The organism is Burkholderia cepacia (assembly GCF_001039005.1).
Classification (GTDB): Bacteria; Pseudomonadota; Gammaproteobacteria; order Burkholderiales; family Burkholderiaceae; genus Burkholderia; species Burkholderia theae.
The window spans coordinates 40285-56541 of record NZ_LDWR01000026.1; the positions used below are offsets into that span (position 1 = coordinate 40285).

A 16257-nucleotide genomic window follows, 5' to 3' on the forward strand; every position below is an offset into this window, starting at 1 on the left:
GAAAGAATGAACCAGACGAAGTGGCCCATCCGTTTTCTGGCGGCTGCAATCAGTGCGCTGTCACTCGCATCCGGCGCGCAAGCGTCCGAGGAAGGGGTGACGGTCGTGCCGCTCGCGCACACATCGCAATCATGGGATGGTGCCTACTACACGCATTATCCGGAAGGTACGCCGCTCATCGACGTGCAGCACGTGCGAATCCCTGCTCACACGACGCTTCCGTGGCATAGCCACGGTGTGGTCAACGCCGTCTATCTGTTGAGCGGCAAGCTCACTGTCGAGAAAAAGAACGGTGAATCCCGGACGACGTTTACCGCGGGACAGGTCATCGCGGACACCGTCGGAACAATTCACCACGGCTATACGACCGACGAACCGGCCGAGATGGTCGTGTTCTTTGCCGGCGCCAAGGGGCAACCCCTGCGCACCCTGGAACAAAACTGACTCAAAGAGCATAGAGCATGTCTGAAATCGTCGTTATCTCCATCAACGTAGCGAAGACCGGAAAGGAAGCCGAGCTCGAAGCGCTACTGAGCAGCCTCGTCGCCCCGACCCAAAGCGACCCGGGCATGATCCGCTACGAACTCAGTCGCGACCTGCGGAATCCCGGCATCTTCGTCTTCCACGAGATCTGGGAAAGTCAGGAAGCGCTCGACGGGCACCTGAATACGCCGCATATCGCCACCTACCGCGCGCTTGTTCCGGATCTCGTCGAGCGCAAGGAATTGCTCATCACCAGAAAGGTCCAGTAACGCATACGGATGTGTGAAGGAACGCCGGTTCCGGAGACGGCTCGGCTTCCTTGCATCCTCTCTCGCTTCCATCGGGTTGTATCTCCCTCCCCGATCTCCATCGCGTCAACCCGCTATCCCGGACCGCGACCGATCCGAATCAAAGCACCATGCAATCCCCAGCCAAAACGCCGGCTACCGTCGGCGCGTCGTCTCTTGTTCCGGCAGAACTGCCCTCCGTCTCCGCCATACCCACGCCATCCGCATCGCCACGCCCGTTCGGTCAGTCGCTGGCCGCCATGACAGGTATCGGGATCGTCAATATGCTCGTCGCGCTCGATCAAACCACCGTCAGCACGGCGCTGCCACAGATCGTCGCAACATTGGGCGGCTTCGAGTGGTACACGTGGATAGCGACCGCGTATCTGTTGACGTCGTTGATTACCGTACCGATTTTCGGTCGACTGGGTGACTACTACGGCCGCAAACCATTCGTCATCGGCGCAATCGCGACGTTTACCGCGGCCTCCGTCCTGTGTGCATCCGCCCCGAACATGGCTGCGCTCGTCGCCGCACGAGCGCTTCAGGGCATCGGTGCCGGGATGATGACGGGGACCGCGTTCGCCTCCATACCGGATCTGTTTCCCGCGCCACTGGAACGCGCCCGATGGCAGGTCGTACTCGCTGCGGCATATGGCATCGGTACCGCCGCGGGGCCGTCTCTTGGCGGATGGCTGACCGATCAATACGGCTGGCGCTCGACATTCCTGATCAACTTGCCGGTCGGGTTCGCGGCGCTCTACTTCACACAACGCTATCTCCCGCGCCTCGCCCCGTCGTCGGGAACGCGAATCCGTATCGACATCGCCGGAGCGCTGGTGCTCTCCTTGTTGCTGGGATGCATGTTGTTCGCGTTCAGCAGCGAGCTTGGCGAAGCGTCGACACAACTGCGCTGCATCGCAATCGCCAGCCTGCCCGTGCTTGTCGCATTGTTCGTGCGTTGCGAACGACGCGCAGCAGCACCGCTGGTACCCCTCGACCTGCTGCGCAATCGACGCATCCTGACGTTGCTCGGGCTTTCGTTTCTGACCGGCGCGGTGATGTTTTCGACGATCTTCTATGCGCCATTGCTGCTCCAGAGCGGCTTCGGACTGTCCGCTACGGCGGCAGGCAGGCTATCGACGCCGCTCGCCGGGTCGATAGCCGTCGGCAGTCTGTTCAACACGGCAATCGTCACACGCGTCGAGCGTCCTGCGATCATCGTGCTCACCGGCTTCTCGATGCTCGTGCTCGCCTGCTACGGCTTGTCGCTCGTCGCGCTGACGAACACGCATGCGCTTCTGATCGTTTCGTTGTTCGGGGCGGGCGTCGGCCTGGGGCTTATCCTCAACAACGTCAACATCTTCACGCAGGAGATCGCGGGAAAAACACGTGTCGGTATCGCGACATCGCTCATCCAGTCCACACGGATGATCGGCGGGATGGTGGGGCTATCCACGCTCGGCGCCTGGGTATCGGCCCACTACAAGGTCGGTACGGTTCAAGCACTGAACACCCTGGGCGTGACGACTGTCGACCAGCACCTGAACAGCCTGCTGGGAGACCCCCAACTGCTCATCGACCCAAAGAAGCAGTCCGCGATCATCGATTCGATGGCCGGCGCGCCGTTCGCTGGCCAGCACGTCATCGACGCGTTGCGCAGTGTCTTCAGCGACGTCCTGCACACCGGATTCCAACTGACCGCAGGAGCCGCCCTCGTCGCCCTTCTGACCACGCTCACCATTCTCGAAGTCCGGTTCGGCTCAGCGCCGAACAACGACGATGCGCGTCACAACGCAACGTAAAACATCTGCGACCTGCACGCTCCCGAGTGTGCGCCGGTCGCTTGCGCCTTCTTGAGCCATGACAACCCGACCACAACTGCCAAACACATTCCAGGATTTCCTGCTGTTGATCGCCCGTGTGCTGATCGTTGCACTTTATTTGAAAATCGGAATTCCAAAGTTGATGGATTTCGGCGGAGCAATCGCCTACATGACCCGCATCGGCGCACCCATGCCAATGCTGGCAGCGGCGATCCTGATCGCAATGGACGTCGTCGTTGCGATCGCGATTCTGATCGGATTCCATACCCGACCCGTCGCGTTGCTGCTCGCACTCTATACGCTCGCCGCCGCGATTATCGGTCACCCATTCTGGTTGGCGGATGGCTCCCAGCAGATGAACAACATGATTCATTTCTACAAGAACCTGTCGATCATGGGGGGGCTTCTCGCGCTCTGTGCCGCGGGCCCGGGACGCTTTTCGGTCGACCGCGGCTAACAGTTCGCCGGACCGGAGGCCAGGCGCAAATGCGCTGGACACACCCGCTGAAGGCAATTCACGTACGCAGGCCGGCGGCGCAAGCCGTAGCCCGCGCACGATACCGCGTCAGCCGGTGCCCTCCCGCCCAACCATCAGACCCCCGAATATCTCCCATCCGATATCGCGATTTCCGGTATCGATCGCGCGCCTCTAGACTGGCTACGCAATCGCGCCGCCACGCCGCCGCACGGCAACGCGACACGCCCCCACAATAACGATTCCGGGAGATAAGCCATGTCGGACCGGCACGCGCGCCGCGGCGCGCTCAAGACCCTCGGCCTCGCGGCCGGCACCGCGCTGCTCGCCGCCGCGCGCCACGCCCAGGCCGCCGCGCCCGAAACAGGCGCCTTGCTGCCCGGCGGCGCCGCGCACCTCGCCGACCTCACGCGCCGCCTCGCGGCCGCGCCGAGGCGGCGCGACTTCAAGACGGTGCCGATGATTCTCGAACGCCCCGACCAGTGGGATCACGCGGCGCTCGCCGAAGTGACCGGCTATCGCGGCGGCCCGAAGCAGGTGTGGGACAACACCGAGCTCGGCGGCCCGTGGCTGAACCTGATGCGCAATTCGCTGAACGCGCAGATCTGGTCGTACGGTCATCCGGATTTCCTCGTCGTGTCGGCCACGCACGGCAGCGCGCATCTCGCGCTGTTCGACCAGGCCGCGTGGGACAAATACGGCCTCGCGCAACTGGCCGGCGCCGCGTTCCCGACCAACACGCTGCTCGATGCGAAACTCGCGCAATCGAAAGGCGCGCAGGATCACGAGCTGCCCGACGGCGCGTTCTCGTCGCACGACAACAGCATCGCCGCGCTGCAGCAGCGCGGCGTCGTGTTCCTGTCGTGCCACAACGCGATCTGGGAACTCGCGGAGCGGCTCGACGGCGCGAACGCGAATCCCGACAAGCTGCCGCTCGACGCGCTCGCGGCCGACTTGACCAACCACGTGATCCCGTCGGCGATCGTCACGCCGGGCGCGGTCGGCACGCTGCCCGAATTGCAGCAGGCCGGTTTCACGTACGCGAAATGACGCACACCATGACCTCGATCCCCACGAAACGGCAATCGCCATCGCGCCGCCAGCGCACGCTGCACGCCGCGCTGGCAGGCTGGCTGTGCTGCGCGTCGGCGCTGTCGCTCGCCGCGCCCGCCGACACCGCCACCAGCATCTTTCCGCCCTGGCAGGACGGCCGCAACAATGACGCGACGCAACGCGGCCTCGAATTCACGGTGCCGCAGGTGGACGTGCTCGCCGATTTCCACGGCGACCTCACCGCGCCGAAGCTCGTGCTGTACGTCGGCGGCAACTACTTCTTCGCGATGGCGCCGCTCGTCGCGAAGTTCGAGGAAGACCATCCCGAATACCGCGGCCGCATCTACTGGGAAACGATCCCGCCCGGCCTGCTCGTGAAGCAGATTCACGCGGGCGGCACGATCACGGTCGGCAACATGACGTGGACGGTCAAGCCGGACGCGTATTTCGCCGGGCTCGGCAAGATCGACGGGCTGATCGCGGACGGTACGCTCGCGGGCCCGGCCGTGCCGTACGTGACGAACCAGTTGACGATCATGGTGCGCGCCGGCAATCCGAAGCGCATCGCGTCGCTGAACGATCTCGCGCGGCCCGACGTGAAGCTCGCGATGCCGAACCCGGCGTTCGAAGGCGTCGCGCGGCAGATCCGCGCGTCGCTCGTGAAAGCCGGCGGCGATGCGCTCGCACGCACCGTCTACGACGACAAGGTGCGCGCCGGCACAACCGAACTCACGCACATCCACCACCGCGAAACCGCGCTGTTCCTGATGCAGGGGCGCGCGGACGCCGGCGTGCTGTGGCAATCCGAAGCGGCATTCCAGGAACAGGTCGGGCATCCGCTGATGCACATCGACATTCCGGCCGCGCAGAATACAACGGCGATCTACGCGGGGGCGATGGTGAAGGACGCGCCGCATCCGGAAGCCGCGCGCGCATGGCTCGCGTTCATCCGGTCGCCGGAAGCATTCCGGATTTTCCAGCGCTACGGCTTCGGCCAGTACGATGCGGCGACTCCGGCGCAGCACCTCGCGCCTGCGGAGGACGGGCCCGCCGCAGGCTGACGGCCCGGGCTGAACGCGAGGCTGAGCAGCGGCACGCACGCGAACGACAACAAGGAGGGGACACGTGAACGACAAGATCGACACACGGCGACGCCGGTTCGCGCCGCTGCTGTTTGCTGCGGCCGCGCTGCTGGCCGGCCACGCGCGCGCGGACGACGCAACGCTCGGCAAGACGCTCGCGACACAGGGCTCGGCGACGGGCGTCGCCGCCTGCATCGGCTGCCACGGCAGCCAGGGCGAAGGCAACGCGGCGGCCGGCTTCCCGCGCCTCGCGGGCACGAATGCCGCGTATCTGTCCGCGCAGCTCGCCGCGTTCGCGGACGGCAGCCGCCAGAACCCGGTCATGCAGCCGCTCTCGAAACTGCTGTCGCCGCACGAGCGCGACGCGGTATCCGCGTACTTCGCGAGCCTGCCCGCGCCGGCCGGCGTGGTTCCCCCCGACGACACGTCGATCGATCCGGCGAACACCGGCGCGTGGCTCGCGACGCGCGGGCGCTGGTCGCAGAGCCTGCCTGCGTGCGCGCAATGCCACGGCCCCGCCGGCCTCGGCGTGGGCACCGCATTTCCGCCGCTCGCGGGCCAGCCGGCCGCGTATATCGCCGGCCAGTTGAACGGCTGGAAACACGGCACACGCCCGCCCGGGCCGATGGCGCTGATGCCGATGATCGCCGGCAAGCTGTCCGACGCCGACATCGACGCGGTGGCCGCCTACTATGCGCGCGGCGGCGCCGCACAAGGAGACAAGCGATGATCGACCGCACGACGCTGATCCGCCGCGCCCGCGCGACGCTGCTCGGCGCGGCCTGGATGCCCGCGCTCGCGTTCGCGGCGGCGCCGGACGCACCGGCCGCCGCTTCCGCATCGGCGGCAACGACATCGGCAGCCAGGCCGTTCGCGCCGCCCGCCGAATCCGCGATCCCCGCCGACGGCTTCGGCAAGACCGTGAAGCTCGGCGAGCAGATCTTCCTGCACACGCCCGAGTTCGCGGGCAAGTACGTCGGCAACAAGCTGACCTGCGCGAGCTGCCACCTAGACGCGGGCCGCCGGCCCGATTCGAGCCCGATGTGGGCCGCGTACCTGCTGTATCCGGCCTACCGCAGCAAGAACGGCCACGTGAACACGTTCGCCGAACGTTTGCAGGGCTGCTTTCAGTACAGCATGAACGGCAAGGCGCCGCCGGCCGGCGACCCGATCCTCGTCGCGCTCGAAACGTATTCGTACTGGCTCGCGAAGGGCGCGCCGGTCGGCACGAAGCTGCCGGGGCAGGGTTTCCCGAAACTGCCGCCGCCCGCGCAGAAGGCCGACTACGCGCGCGGCGCCGCCGTCTACACGCAGCACTGCGCGCTGTGCCACGGCGCGGACGGCCAGGGCCAGTCGAGCGGCGGCAAGCCGGCGTTCCCGGCGCTGTGGGGCGCGCGCTCGTTCAACTGGGGCGCGGGGATGGGCGACATCCGCAATGCGGCCGGCTTCATCAAGGCCAACATGCCGCTCGGGCTCGGCGGCACGCTGACCGATCAGGACGCGTGGGACGTCGCGACCTTCATGGACAGCCACGAACGTCCGCAGGACCCGCGCTTCACCGGCTCCGTGCAGGACACACGCGCGAAGTTCCACGATTCGCCCGACTCGATGTACGGGCTCAGCGTGAACGGCCGCGTGCTCGGCGCGCCCTGACGTTCGGCCCGCGCGGCCGGCGCGGTCACGGATGCCAGCGATATACGACGATGCTCGACCCGTTGTAGTTGTCCTTCGTGATCACGTACTCGCCGGTCGAGCGCAGGTAGGCACGGACGCCGTACATCGAGTCGACGTCGTTGCCGACGTCCATCGCCGACGTGTTCGAATTCGTCAACGTGGTGACGAGCGCGCCGCTGTTCAGGTCGAACACGTCGATGTTCGGCACCGTGTGCACGTAGCCGACGAACAGGTAGTGGCCGGCCGCCGCGATCGACTTCGGATTCGCGCTCGTCAGGTTGATCACCGGATTCGGCGCACTCGTGTTGCCGTTCTTCCAGCCGTGATAGACCTCGATGTGCCCGTTCATCGCGGTCCAGTCCCAATTGCCCGCGAGGCCCTGCGCGAGGATCATCGTGTCGCTGTCCGCCTGGTAGATGATGCGCGTGATCGGCGCCACGGTGCTCGGCACCGGCGTCGTCGTCGGCTTGCCCCATGACGGCTTGCCGGTCGCGTCGAAGCCCGTCATCGGGAAGCGGGAAATCACGTTCGATCCGTTCAGCCCGGCCCACACGTCGCCGTTTCCGTCGATGTCGAAACCGGCCGTCACCTGGAGCGTCGTATTGAACGGCTTGCCGGGCAGCGAGCCGGCCGGAATCGCGATATAGCCGCTCGCCGTGTTGAAGTAATAGAAGTTGAAGTTGCCCGGGTTCTGCCCGGACGCGACGAGGATCCGGTTGCCGCCGACCGTCACGAGCTGGCCGAAATGCTGGCCGCGCTGATAGTCGTTCATGTCGAGGCGCGGGTCCTTCGGATAGGTGAACGGGTCGACCGTGTTCGCGACGAACGTGCCGCCCGCCCCTCCCGTGTACACGTTGTTGCCGCTGTAGAAGAATGCGCCGTCCGTCGCCGGATCGGGCGCGGCGACGCCCTCGAAGTTCAGCGCCTGCAGCTTCCATTGCAGCGCGCCCGTCGGGCTGTACGAATGGAGATCGGTGCTGCCGTTGCGGCCGAGATCCCAGCCGCCGCCCCACGCGTTGTTCAGCACGTACAGGTTGCCGGCCGAATCCTTGCCGAGCGCCGCGACGCGCGTGAAGCGCTTGTCGCCGACCTGCCCCTTGATGCCGGTCGTCGTGTCGAGATAGCCGCCCTGCACGCCGAACGTGCCGACCTGCATCGGCAGGCCGAGCAGCCCGCTGTAGACCTTGATGTTCATGTCGGGCCCTTCGTCGCCCACCATCAGCTGGCCCATCGACGCATCGAAATACAGCGACGCCGGCCGCGCGCCGGCCGCCATCTGGATCGTGTTCATCGCGGTGCCGGTCGCGCTGAACTGCGCGACGACGCCCGCGCTCTTGCGCGCGACCCACAGGTTGCCGGCCGCGTCGAGCGCCAGCGCGCCCGGCCCCGAGACGCCGATGTCGCGCTGCCAGACACCGTCCGTCGTGTAGACGCGCACGCGGTTGCCGTAGAAATCGCTCACGTACAGCAGGTTGCCGGCCGTCGCGAGCCCCGTGATCACGTCCGCGTACTGGATGCCCGTCCACGTGCTGACCGGGATGCGCAGGTCGCGCAGGTTCGTGCCGCGGTTGTAGCGGCCCACCGAGCCGCTGCCGAACGTGCGGTTGTAGCCGAGCGCGACGAACAGCGACGTCGAATTGCCGGTGATCGCGCCGCCCTGGAATTCGTCGTGGATGCCGAGCGTGCCGATCGGCTGGCCGTTCTGGTACATCGCGACGCCGCCCGCGTTCTCGTCCCAGCGCGACGCGGTATAGATCACACCCTCGGGCGCGACCCACATCGAGCGTGCGCCGTTGCCCACGTGCGCGGCCAACGTGCCGAACGTGTTCGCGAGCCAGTCGGTCGAATATTGCACCTGCGCGTGACTCGCGGGCGCCAGCATCGCCATGCACATTCCCAGCAACGCCGCGCGAATTTGTTTCATTGACATGAATAATGCTCCCAGACGATTGTTTGTCGACACTGTAAATCGCCGCGCATGAAATATTGGTGATTCCGGCAAAAGCGCATTCGCCGTTACCCCGAATTATTCACCCCGCGCTTTATTGCCGTCCGGCGCTTTTTCGTCAACGATGGTCAAACCCGATCACCGCGCCGTAACGGCCCGCCGGCAGCGCGATTCCGGCGCTTTTCTCCGGCACTTTCTTCCGGGTCGCCCAATGCGAATGCGTCATTTTTTCTGATATGCCGCATTGCCTTTCAATTCCCCGGAAATCGTTTCAATGATTACAAATCGAAATTAAAATGAAAGAGAAAAAATATTATCCGGCGCGATCGTCTTTTCACGAGCTTGCGGATCGGGTGTGTCGCGCGGGCGGCGACAGGAAGCGAGGAAGGGGGAGGATGAATGCGGCGGAGAAAGCCGCGCGCCGGCCGTGCCGGCACGCGGTCGCGATCGTTCAGTTCGCGTCGTCGAGCGTCGGGCCGTCCCAGCCGTCGAGGTATTTCGGCAGCGCGTCGGTGACGTCGAGCACGCGGTGCCGGTAGAACAGATGCATCGTCGGCTGCAGGTCGCCGGGCAGTTGCCCGCCGTGCGCACGCGCGGTCAGGCTGTTCGGCACGACGCGCATGCCGAGCCGGTTCGTACCGAACACGATCTCGCCGCACGACACGCACCACGTGCGCGACATCGACTTCTCCGGATGCGGGAACGTCGCGCCGGCACCGTCGACGGCAACCTGCTCCGGCGGCCACGCGGTCGCGGACAACATCGGCGTGCCGTAGAAATCGCGGCAGGTCGCGCAATGGCAGTTCGCACGCGCCGCCGGCTCGCCGCGCAGCGTAACGGTGATCGCACCGCACAGGCAGCTCGCGGATTGCGTTCGGGTCATGTCGCCTCCTCGAAACAGGGAGGCGACAGTATAGGAGCATGCCTGCAACGTTGCGACCGCAACGACTGCTGCGTCAGCCGCGTCAGAACTTCTGGCGCAGCCCGAGGCTGACGATCGCCTGCGAGCGCGAGTCGGACGAGTGGCCGTTCGCCTTGTCGGACACCGACGCGGTCGCGGCCACCGGCCGGCCGAGCGCATCGAGCGTCATGCCCGATGCATGCTGGTACGCGCCGAGCAGGTAAACGCTGGTGCGCTTCGACAGGTCGTAGACGGCGCCGAGCGTGACGTTGTGGTACTGCGCACGGTCGTCGACGCCATCGACATCGCTGCCGCGCGTGTAGCTGTAGCCTGCGAACAGTTGCGTCTGCGGCTGCACGTTCCAGCGCGTGAACACGCCCGCGACGTTGAACGTCGCGTGGCCCGTGAACAGCGATTGACCGCCGCTGCGGTACTGCACGTTGCTGTAGTTCACGCCGACGACGGCCGGCCCGAAGTCGTATGTCGCGCCGGTCGCGATGACCTGCTGCGATTGCGCGCTCGCATAACCCTCGTTGATCGACGAGTTGAACAATCCGTCGTCGGTGCCCTGCCACTTGCCTGCCGTCGGGTCGGTCGCGCCCGTCTTGCTGTTGTCCGAGCGCTCGTAGCCGACGCCGACACGCAGCGGACCCGCCGCGTACGCCGCGCCGACGCTCCACGTGTTGCGCTGCTTCATGCTGCCCGGCTGGCCGCCGAAGCCGTACAGCGCGCCGAACGTGAAGCCCGAGTAATTGGCGCTCGTGTACTTGATCGCGCTGTCCACACGCGCGGTCTGGTCGAGATCGTCGATGTCGCCCGGGTGCGCGCCGAACCCGCCGATGAACGACGACGGGCCGACCGGGCTCACGAAGTCGTCGAGTGACGTGTATTGGCGGCCGAGCGTGACCGAGCCATAGCGGTCGCTGCCGATGCCGACGAACGCCTGGCGGCCGAACTGGCGGCCGCCCTGTCCCGACGTGCCGTTCGTGATGTCGAAGCCGTTCTCGAGGACGAACAGCGCGCGCATCCCGCCGCCGAGATCCTCGGACCCCTTGATGCCCCAGCGGCTGCCGGACAGGTTGCCGGTCGTGAGCCCGACGCTCGAATGCCCGGTGTACGCGCCTGCCGAGCCGACCCGTTCGTTGCTGCGATAGGTCACGCCCGCATCGACGATGCCGTACAGCGTGACGGAGCTTTGCGCGGACGCGATGCCCGCGAGCGAGAGCAGCAGCGGCGCTGCGATCAGTTGCTTGTTCATGGTTTGTGTCTCCGGGCGGTGAACCCGTTGTTCTGGCTGGCGGTTGCGAGTAGCGCGCGGGCGGCGAGATCCGCCGGCCGTGCGAGGCCGGCGGGCATGCCCGCTGCGGCCGCCATCGTAATTGGAACCGGTTCCGTTCGAAACCGGAATAATGAAAACAGTTTCTTGCCAAAATCGAGATAGTCGAAAACGCGGCCGGGCGCACAACTGTCGTGCCTGTACAGCGCGGGCCGGCGCACCCGATAATCGAACGCACGCCTACCGTCGGGAGTTCCTCCATGAATGAAACGACCCTGCTGATCTTCGCCGCCGTCGCATTCGTCGGCATCGCGACACCCGGCCCGACCGTGCTGCTCGCGCTGACCAACGGCTCGCGTTACGGCGTGCGCCGCGCGGCCTGGGGTTTCGCCGGCGCGATGCTGTCCGACTTCGTGCTGATCGTGGCGGTCGCGCTCGGCCTCGGCGCGCTGCTGATGGCGTCGGCGTTCTGGTTCTCGGTGGTGAAATGGCTCGGCGCCGCGTACCTCGCGTATGTCGGCATCCGGCTGCTGATGTCGAAGGGGTCGCTCGACGTCGCCGCCGCGCACGGCGGCGCGGCGCCCGAGCGCAACGCGTCGATCTTCGCGAAGAGCTTCCTGACCGCGGTGACGAACCCGAAGGGTTATCTGTTCTTCTCGGCGTTCCTGCCGCAGTTCCTCGATCCGTCCACGCCGCTCGCGCCGCAATACGTCGCGCTCGCGGTCACGTTCGCGCTGCTCGACGGCGTCGTGATGTTCGGCTACGCGCTGCTCGGCGCACGCGCGGTGCGGCTGCTCAAGCGCGCCGGCGCGCTGTGGCTCGAACGTACGTGCGGCGCGATGCTGCTCGCGCTCGCCGGTTCGCTGGCGTTGTATCGGCGTCATGCCGCGTAGCGGTCGGTTCCGATGAGAATCGCCGCACCGCCCCGCTCCGGCTTTCCCGGCCTGTCGCTCAGGCAGCTCGAACGCACCGATCTCGACGCGTGGTACGCGTACCTGTCGAACCCCGACGTCGTCCGCCACACGAGCTGGAACCTGCGCTCGCGCGACGATCTGCTGCCGCTGTTCGACAGCATCGAATCGGCCAACCCCGATTCGGTCCGGCGTCTCGCCGTGACCGACGACGCATCGGGCGCGCTCGCCGGGACGATCGGGCTGCATACCGTGTCCAGCGCGAACCGCTCGGCGGAGATCGCGTACGATCTCGCGCCATCGCACTGGGGGCGCGGAATCGCGAGCGCGCTGTGCGCGGCCGTCACCGCATGGGCGTTCGCGGAGGGCGGCTTCATGCGGATGCAGGGTGTCGTGCTGACCAGCAACGCCGGCTCCGCGCGCGTGCTGCAGAAGTGCGGCTATCGCTACGAAGGGTTGTTGCGCGCGTACAAGATGGTGCGCGGCACGCCGGGCGATTTCGCGATGTACGCGCGCCTCGCGACCGACTGACGCGCAACACACGGCATCACCCGCTGGCGCCATTGGACGGGCCGCGCCGAATTGGCGACAATCGCCGTTCCCCTCCTCGACGCCCCGCCATGAAAATCGCCGCGCTCTCCGACATCCACGGCAATCTCGCCGCGCTCGACGCAGTGCTCGATGACGTCCGCCGCCGCGGCGCCGACGTGATCGTCAATCTCGGCGACATCGTGTCGGGCGCGCTCCATCCGGCCGAGACGGCCGACCGCCTGATCGCGCTCGACCTGCCGACCGTCAAGGGCAATCACGAACGGCAGTTGCTCAGCGGCGATCGCGAGTCGATGCGGCTGTCGGATCGCTGGGCGCACGACACGCTGCGCGCCGATCATCTCGCATGGATCGCCACGCTGCCCGAACGCGTGACGCTCGACGACGACGTGCTGATGGTGCACGGCACGCCGGCCAGCGACCTCATCTACTTCCTCGAAACGGTCACGCCCGGCGGCTGCCGCGCGGCAACGCCCGATGAAATCGCGCAGCGCGCGGGCGACGAGCCGGCATCGCTGATCCTGTGCGGCCACACGCACGTGCCGCGCACGGCGAAGCTCGACGACGGCCGGCTGATCGTCAACCCGGGCAGCGTCGGGCTGCAGGCGTACACGGACGATCTGCCGCATCCGCACCGCATCGAGACGGGCTCGCCGCATGCACGCTACGCGATGGTGTCGCGCACGGCGGCCGGCTGGAACGTCGAATTCCACGCGGTCGAATACGACTGGCAAACGGCCGCCGCCACCGCGGCATCGCGCGGGCGCGACGACTGGACCATCGCGCTGCGCACCGGCCGGTGCTGACGCGCTCGCGCCGCCCCGTCACCCCGCTTCATCGATCGAAAACCGACTCGCCATGCCCGTTCCGTCGCAACTGCTCTTCCTGCCCGGCGCGTCGGGCAGCACCGCCTTCTGGCAACCGCTGGCCAGCCTGCTGACGCATCCGGCCGAGCGGCGGATCGTCGCTTATCCGAGCTTCGGCGACACGCCGCGCGATCCGGCCGTCGACGAATTCGACAGCCTCGTCCGTCATGTGCTCGAGACGATCGACCGGCCGACCGCCGTGATCGCGCAATCGATGGGCGGCGTGATCGCGATGCGCGCGGCGCTCGACAAGCCGGATCTCGTCACGCATCTGGTGCTGACGGTCACGTCCGGCGGCCTCGACATGGCGGGGCTCGGCGCGCAGGACTGGCGCACCGGCTTCGCCGAAGCGAACCCGCAATTGCCCGACTGGTTCATGACGTTCCGCGCCGACCTGTCGCAGGACATCGGCCGCATCGCGCAGCCGACGCTGCTGCTGTGGGGCGACGACGATCCGATCAGCCCTGTCGCGGCCGGTCGGCGCTTGCTCGAACGGCTGCCCGATGCGCAGTTGCATGTCGTATCGGGCGGCCGGCACGATCTCGCGGCCGTGCATGCGCAGGCACTCGCACCGCTCGTCGATGCGCATCTGCTGCGCGTGTGACGGAACGCGCTGTGGCTTCAGCCTCGGCTTCGCCCGAGGTATGAACCCGAAACCGCGACGCGTACACGCCACGTCGCATCACCCCGCATTCCTGAGCGTCAGCCTGGCCTCCAGCCCGCCGCCATCCGGCCGATTGGTCAACGTGAGCGTGCCGCCCATCGCAAGCGCGAGTTGCCGCGCGATGGCAAGACCGAGCCCCGTGCCGCCCGTCTCGCGATTGCGCGACGTCTCCACACGCCGGAACGGTTCGAACACCGCGTCGAGCTGATCGTCCGGGATGCCGGGCCCGCGATCGAGCACGGCGATGACCGCGCCGCCGTCCGGTGCGGTCTGCACGTCGATCTCGGCCGCGCCCGCGAACTTCAGCGCGTTGTCGACGAGGTTGCCGACGATGCGGCGCAGCGCCTTCGGCCGCGTGACGAGCGCGAGCGGCGCGCGGCTGTGCAGCGCGACGTCCTGCCCGGCATCCGTGTAGTCGCACACGATGCTGTCGAGCAGCGCATCGAGATCGATGCGGCGCGCGGCCTCCTCGGTGCCGTGCAGCGTGCGCGCGTACGCGACGCCCTCCTTCACCAGGTGCTCCATCTCGATCAGGTCCTGGCGCATCTTCGCGCCCTGCGTGTCGTCGTCCATCACGTCGACACGCAACCGCATCCGCGTGATCGGCGTCTGCAGGTCGTGCGAGATCGACGCGAGGATCTGCATGCGCTCGGCCATGTACTGCGCGATGCGGTCCTGCATCGCGTTGAACGCCCGGGCGGCGCGCGCGACCTCGGACGGCCCGCCCTCGTTCAGGCGCGCGCCCTTCAGGTCGGGGCCGAGCGCGTCGGCGGCCTGCGCGAGCTGCTTGAGCGGGCGCGTCGCGAGCCGCACCGCGAGCCAGCAGCACGCGGCCAGCACCGCGAGCTGCAGCACGAGCACGACAGGCAGCCAGCCCGACAGCGGCACCGTCGACATCGGATGGATGTCGATCGTCAGCGGCGACCCGTCGGTCAGGCGCAAATGCACCTGCAGATGCTCGCGGTCGCCGGGGATCGCGTTCGCGGTCAGCGGATAGTCGCCGCCGATGCCGTCGGAAATCGACCGCTCGACACGCGCCGACAGCCGCGCTTCCGGCGGCGTGCCGGTCTCGCCGGGCCCGAGGATGAACGCATAGCTGCGCCGCCCGAGGCGCGGCAGCCACGCGGCCCGCTCGGCGGGCGACAGGTGATCGAGCAGCGCGACCGAGCTCGCGACCTCGCGCTCGATGTAGCCCATCATCAGGTTGGTGGTCGCCTGGTCGCGCTCGGTCATGGTGAGCCAGAACGACAGCGTCTGCGCGAGCGCGAGGCCCACGCACAGGATCAGCGCGAGCCGCGCGAACAGCGAGCGCGGCCAGTGCCACGGCGTGCGCGCGCTCATGGCGTACCGTCGACGGCGGTCACGGCCGACGAGAACACATAACCCTCGTTGCGCAGCGTCTTGATGTAGCGCGGCTCGCGCGCGCCGTCGCGTAGGCGCTGGCGCAGCCGGCTCACGAGCAGGTCGATCGAGCGGTCGAACGGATCGGACTGCCGCCCCTGCGTGAGGTTGAGCAACTGGTCGCGCGTCAGCACGCGCTGCGGATGGTCGAGGAACACGCGCAGCAGCCGGTATTCGGCGCCGCTCAGTGCGACCAGCGTGCCTTCGGTATCGAGCAGGTGGCGCCCCGTCGTGTCGAGCCGCCATTCGCCGAACGCGAGCATCTCGGCCGTTTCCGTCACCTGCATGCCGGGCGGCAGCATGCGCGCGCGGCGCAGCACCGAGCGGATCCGCGCGAGCAGCTCGCGCACCGCGAACGGCTTGGCGAGGTAGTCGTCGGCGCCCATCTCGAGGCCGATGATGCGGTCGGTTTCCTCGCCGCGCGCGGTCAGCATCAGCACCGGCACCGTGCGGAACTTGCCGGCGCGCAGGTCGCGGCACAGCGTGAGGCCGTCCTCGCCCGGCAGCATCAGGTCGAGCACGATCAGGTCGGGCGCGCCGTCGTCCAGCACGTTGCGCATCTCGCGGCCGTTCGCGGCCAGCGACACGCGCATGCCGTTCTTCTCCAGGTAGTCCGCGATCAGTTCGCGGATCGCGCGATCGTCGTCGACGATCAGCACGTGGTCGATCTTGTCCATGAGTCGGTATCGGGTATCGGTGTCGTGGTGTTCGGGCTGGCGATGTCCGCTTTTATACCGCACGGCGGGCACGCGTTTGTATCCCAATGTATCGCGCCGCGGTGACGACACACAACATTGCACACGCGTGGCTCGCCGGACACATCGCAGATACGTCGGCGCAGCTTAATGGGGCCTGTCGAAC

The 16257-nt window shown here is 67.2% G+C and carries 17 protein-coding genes; 12 read left to right on the plus strand and 5 right to left on the minus strand.

Going from position 1 to position 16257, the window contains the following annotated elements:
- The first annotated feature begins 6 nt into the window (after positions 1-6).
- The 8 genes from VL15_RS15905 (at position 7) to VL15_RS15940 (ending at position 6859) form a co-directional block, all read left to right on the plus strand.
- The gene (locus VL15_RS15905) at positions 7-444 is read left to right on the plus strand and encodes a cupin domain-containing protein (protein WP_053077661.1); all 438 of its coding nucleotides are present in this window, start codon (positions 7-9) and stop codon (positions 442-444) included.
- Positions 445-461: 17 nt separating this feature from the next.
- Positions 462-752: a putative quinol monooxygenase gene (locus VL15_RS15910; protein ID WP_048246632.1), complete on the plus strand. Its 291-nt coding sequence runs from the start codon at positions 462-464 to the stop codon at positions 750-752.
- A gap of 149 nt (positions 753-901) precedes the next feature.
- The gene (locus tag VL15_RS15915; RefSeq protein WP_230684471.1) at positions 902-2575 is read left to right on the plus strand and encodes an MFS transporter; all 1674 of its coding nucleotides are present in this window, start codon (positions 902-904) and stop codon (positions 2573-2575) included.
- A gap of 58 nt (positions 2576-2633) precedes the next feature.
- Positions 2634-3053 (plus strand): DoxX family protein, encoded by a 420-nt coding sequence (locus tag VL15_RS15920; RefSeq protein ID WP_048246635.1) that lies wholly within the window; start codon positions 2634-2636, stop codon positions 3051-3053.
- A 276-nt stretch (positions 3054-3329) separates the two neighbouring features.
- Positions 3330-4121 carry a transcriptional initiation protein Tat gene (locus VL15_RS15925; RefSeq protein ID WP_048246637.1) on the plus strand — a complete coding sequence of 264 codons (792 nt, stop codon included), beginning with the start codon at positions 3330-3332 and terminating at the stop codon, positions 4119-4121.
- 8 nt (positions 4122-4129) lie between these two features.
- Positions 4130-5185 (plus strand): molybdate ABC transporter substrate-binding protein, encoded by a 1056-nt coding sequence (locus tag VL15_RS15930; protein WP_048246736.1) that lies wholly within the window; start codon positions 4130-4132, stop codon positions 5183-5185.
- Positions 5186-5249: 64 nt separating this feature from the next.
- The gene (locus VL15_RS15935; protein ID WP_053077662.1) at positions 5250-5936 is read left to right on the plus strand and encodes a c-type cytochrome; all 687 of its coding nucleotides are present in this window, start codon (positions 5250-5252) and stop codon (positions 5934-5936) included.
- On the plus strand, positions 5933-6859 hold the full coding sequence (locus VL15_RS15940) for a c-type cytochrome (RefSeq protein ID WP_048246638.1): 927 nt from the start codon (positions 5933-5935) through the stop codon (positions 6857-6859). The genes VL15_RS15935 and VL15_RS15940 overlap by 4 nt, the downstream gene beginning before the upstream one ends.
- A gap of 25 nt (positions 6860-6884) precedes the next feature.
- Here VL15_RS15940 and VL15_RS15945 read toward each other — a convergent pair whose 3' ends face one another.
- From VL15_RS15945 to VL15_RS15955, 3 genes are all read right to left on the minus strand, one after another.
- The gene (locus VL15_RS15945) at positions 6885-8810 is read right to left on the minus strand and encodes an SMP-30/gluconolaconase/LRE-like region family protein (RefSeq protein ID WP_048246640.1); all 1926 of its coding nucleotides are present in this window, start codon (positions 8808-8810) and stop codon (positions 6885-6887) included.
- 469 nt (positions 8811-9279) lie between these two features.
- Complete coding sequence (locus tag VL15_RS15950) at positions 9280-9711, minus strand: GFA family protein (protein ID WP_048246641.1); 432 nt, start codon at positions 9709-9711, stop codon at positions 9280-9282.
- An 82-nt stretch (positions 9712-9793) separates the two neighbouring features.
- On the minus strand, positions 9794-10987 hold the full coding sequence (locus VL15_RS15955) for a porin (protein ID WP_048246643.1): 1194 nt from the start codon (positions 10985-10987) through the stop codon (positions 9794-9796).
- Positions 10988-11265: 278 nt separating this feature from the next.
- On the opposite strand from VL15_RS15955, the gene VL15_RS15960 reads away from it, so the two are divergent.
- The 4 genes from VL15_RS15960 to VL15_RS15975 all read left to right on the plus strand — a co-directional run bounded on the left by VL15_RS15960 (position 11266) and on the right by VL15_RS15975 (position 13935).
- Positions 11266-11898 carry a LysE family translocator gene (locus tag VL15_RS15960; RefSeq protein WP_048246645.1) on the plus strand — a complete coding sequence of 211 codons (633 nt, stop codon included), beginning with the start codon at positions 11266-11268 and terminating at the stop codon, positions 11896-11898.
- 12 nt (positions 11899-11910) lie between these two features.
- A complete protein-coding gene (locus VL15_RS15965) occupies positions 11911-12447 on the plus strand; it encodes a GNAT family N-acetyltransferase (protein ID WP_048246647.1) in 537 nt (178 codons plus the stop codon).
- A gap of 89 nt (positions 12448-12536) precedes the next feature.
- Complete coding sequence (locus VL15_RS15970; RefSeq protein ID WP_048246650.1) at positions 12537-13271, plus strand: metallophosphoesterase family protein; 735 nt, start codon at positions 12537-12539, stop codon at positions 13269-13271.
- A 52-nt stretch (positions 13272-13323) separates the two neighbouring features.
- Positions 13324-13935 carry an alpha/beta fold hydrolase gene (locus VL15_RS15975; protein ID WP_048246653.1) on the plus strand — a complete coding sequence of 204 codons (612 nt, stop codon included), beginning with the start codon at positions 13324-13326 and terminating at the stop codon, positions 13933-13935.
- A 78-nt stretch (positions 13936-14013) separates the two neighbouring features.
- Here VL15_RS15975 and VL15_RS15980 read toward each other — a convergent pair whose 3' ends face one another.
- Both VL15_RS15980 and VL15_RS15985 read right to left on the minus strand, forming a co-directional pair.
- Positions 14014-15336 carry an ATP-binding protein gene (locus VL15_RS15980; protein WP_048246654.1) on the minus strand — a complete coding sequence of 441 codons (1323 nt, stop codon included), beginning with the start codon at positions 15334-15336 and terminating at the stop codon, positions 14014-14016.
- A complete protein-coding gene (locus VL15_RS15985) occupies positions 15333-16073 on the minus strand; it encodes a response regulator (protein ID WP_048246656.1) in 741 nt (246 codons plus the stop codon). Before VL15_RS15985 ends, VL15_RS15980 begins: the two co-directional genes overlap by 4 nt.
- Between the last annotated feature and the right edge of the window lie 184 nt (positions 16074-16257).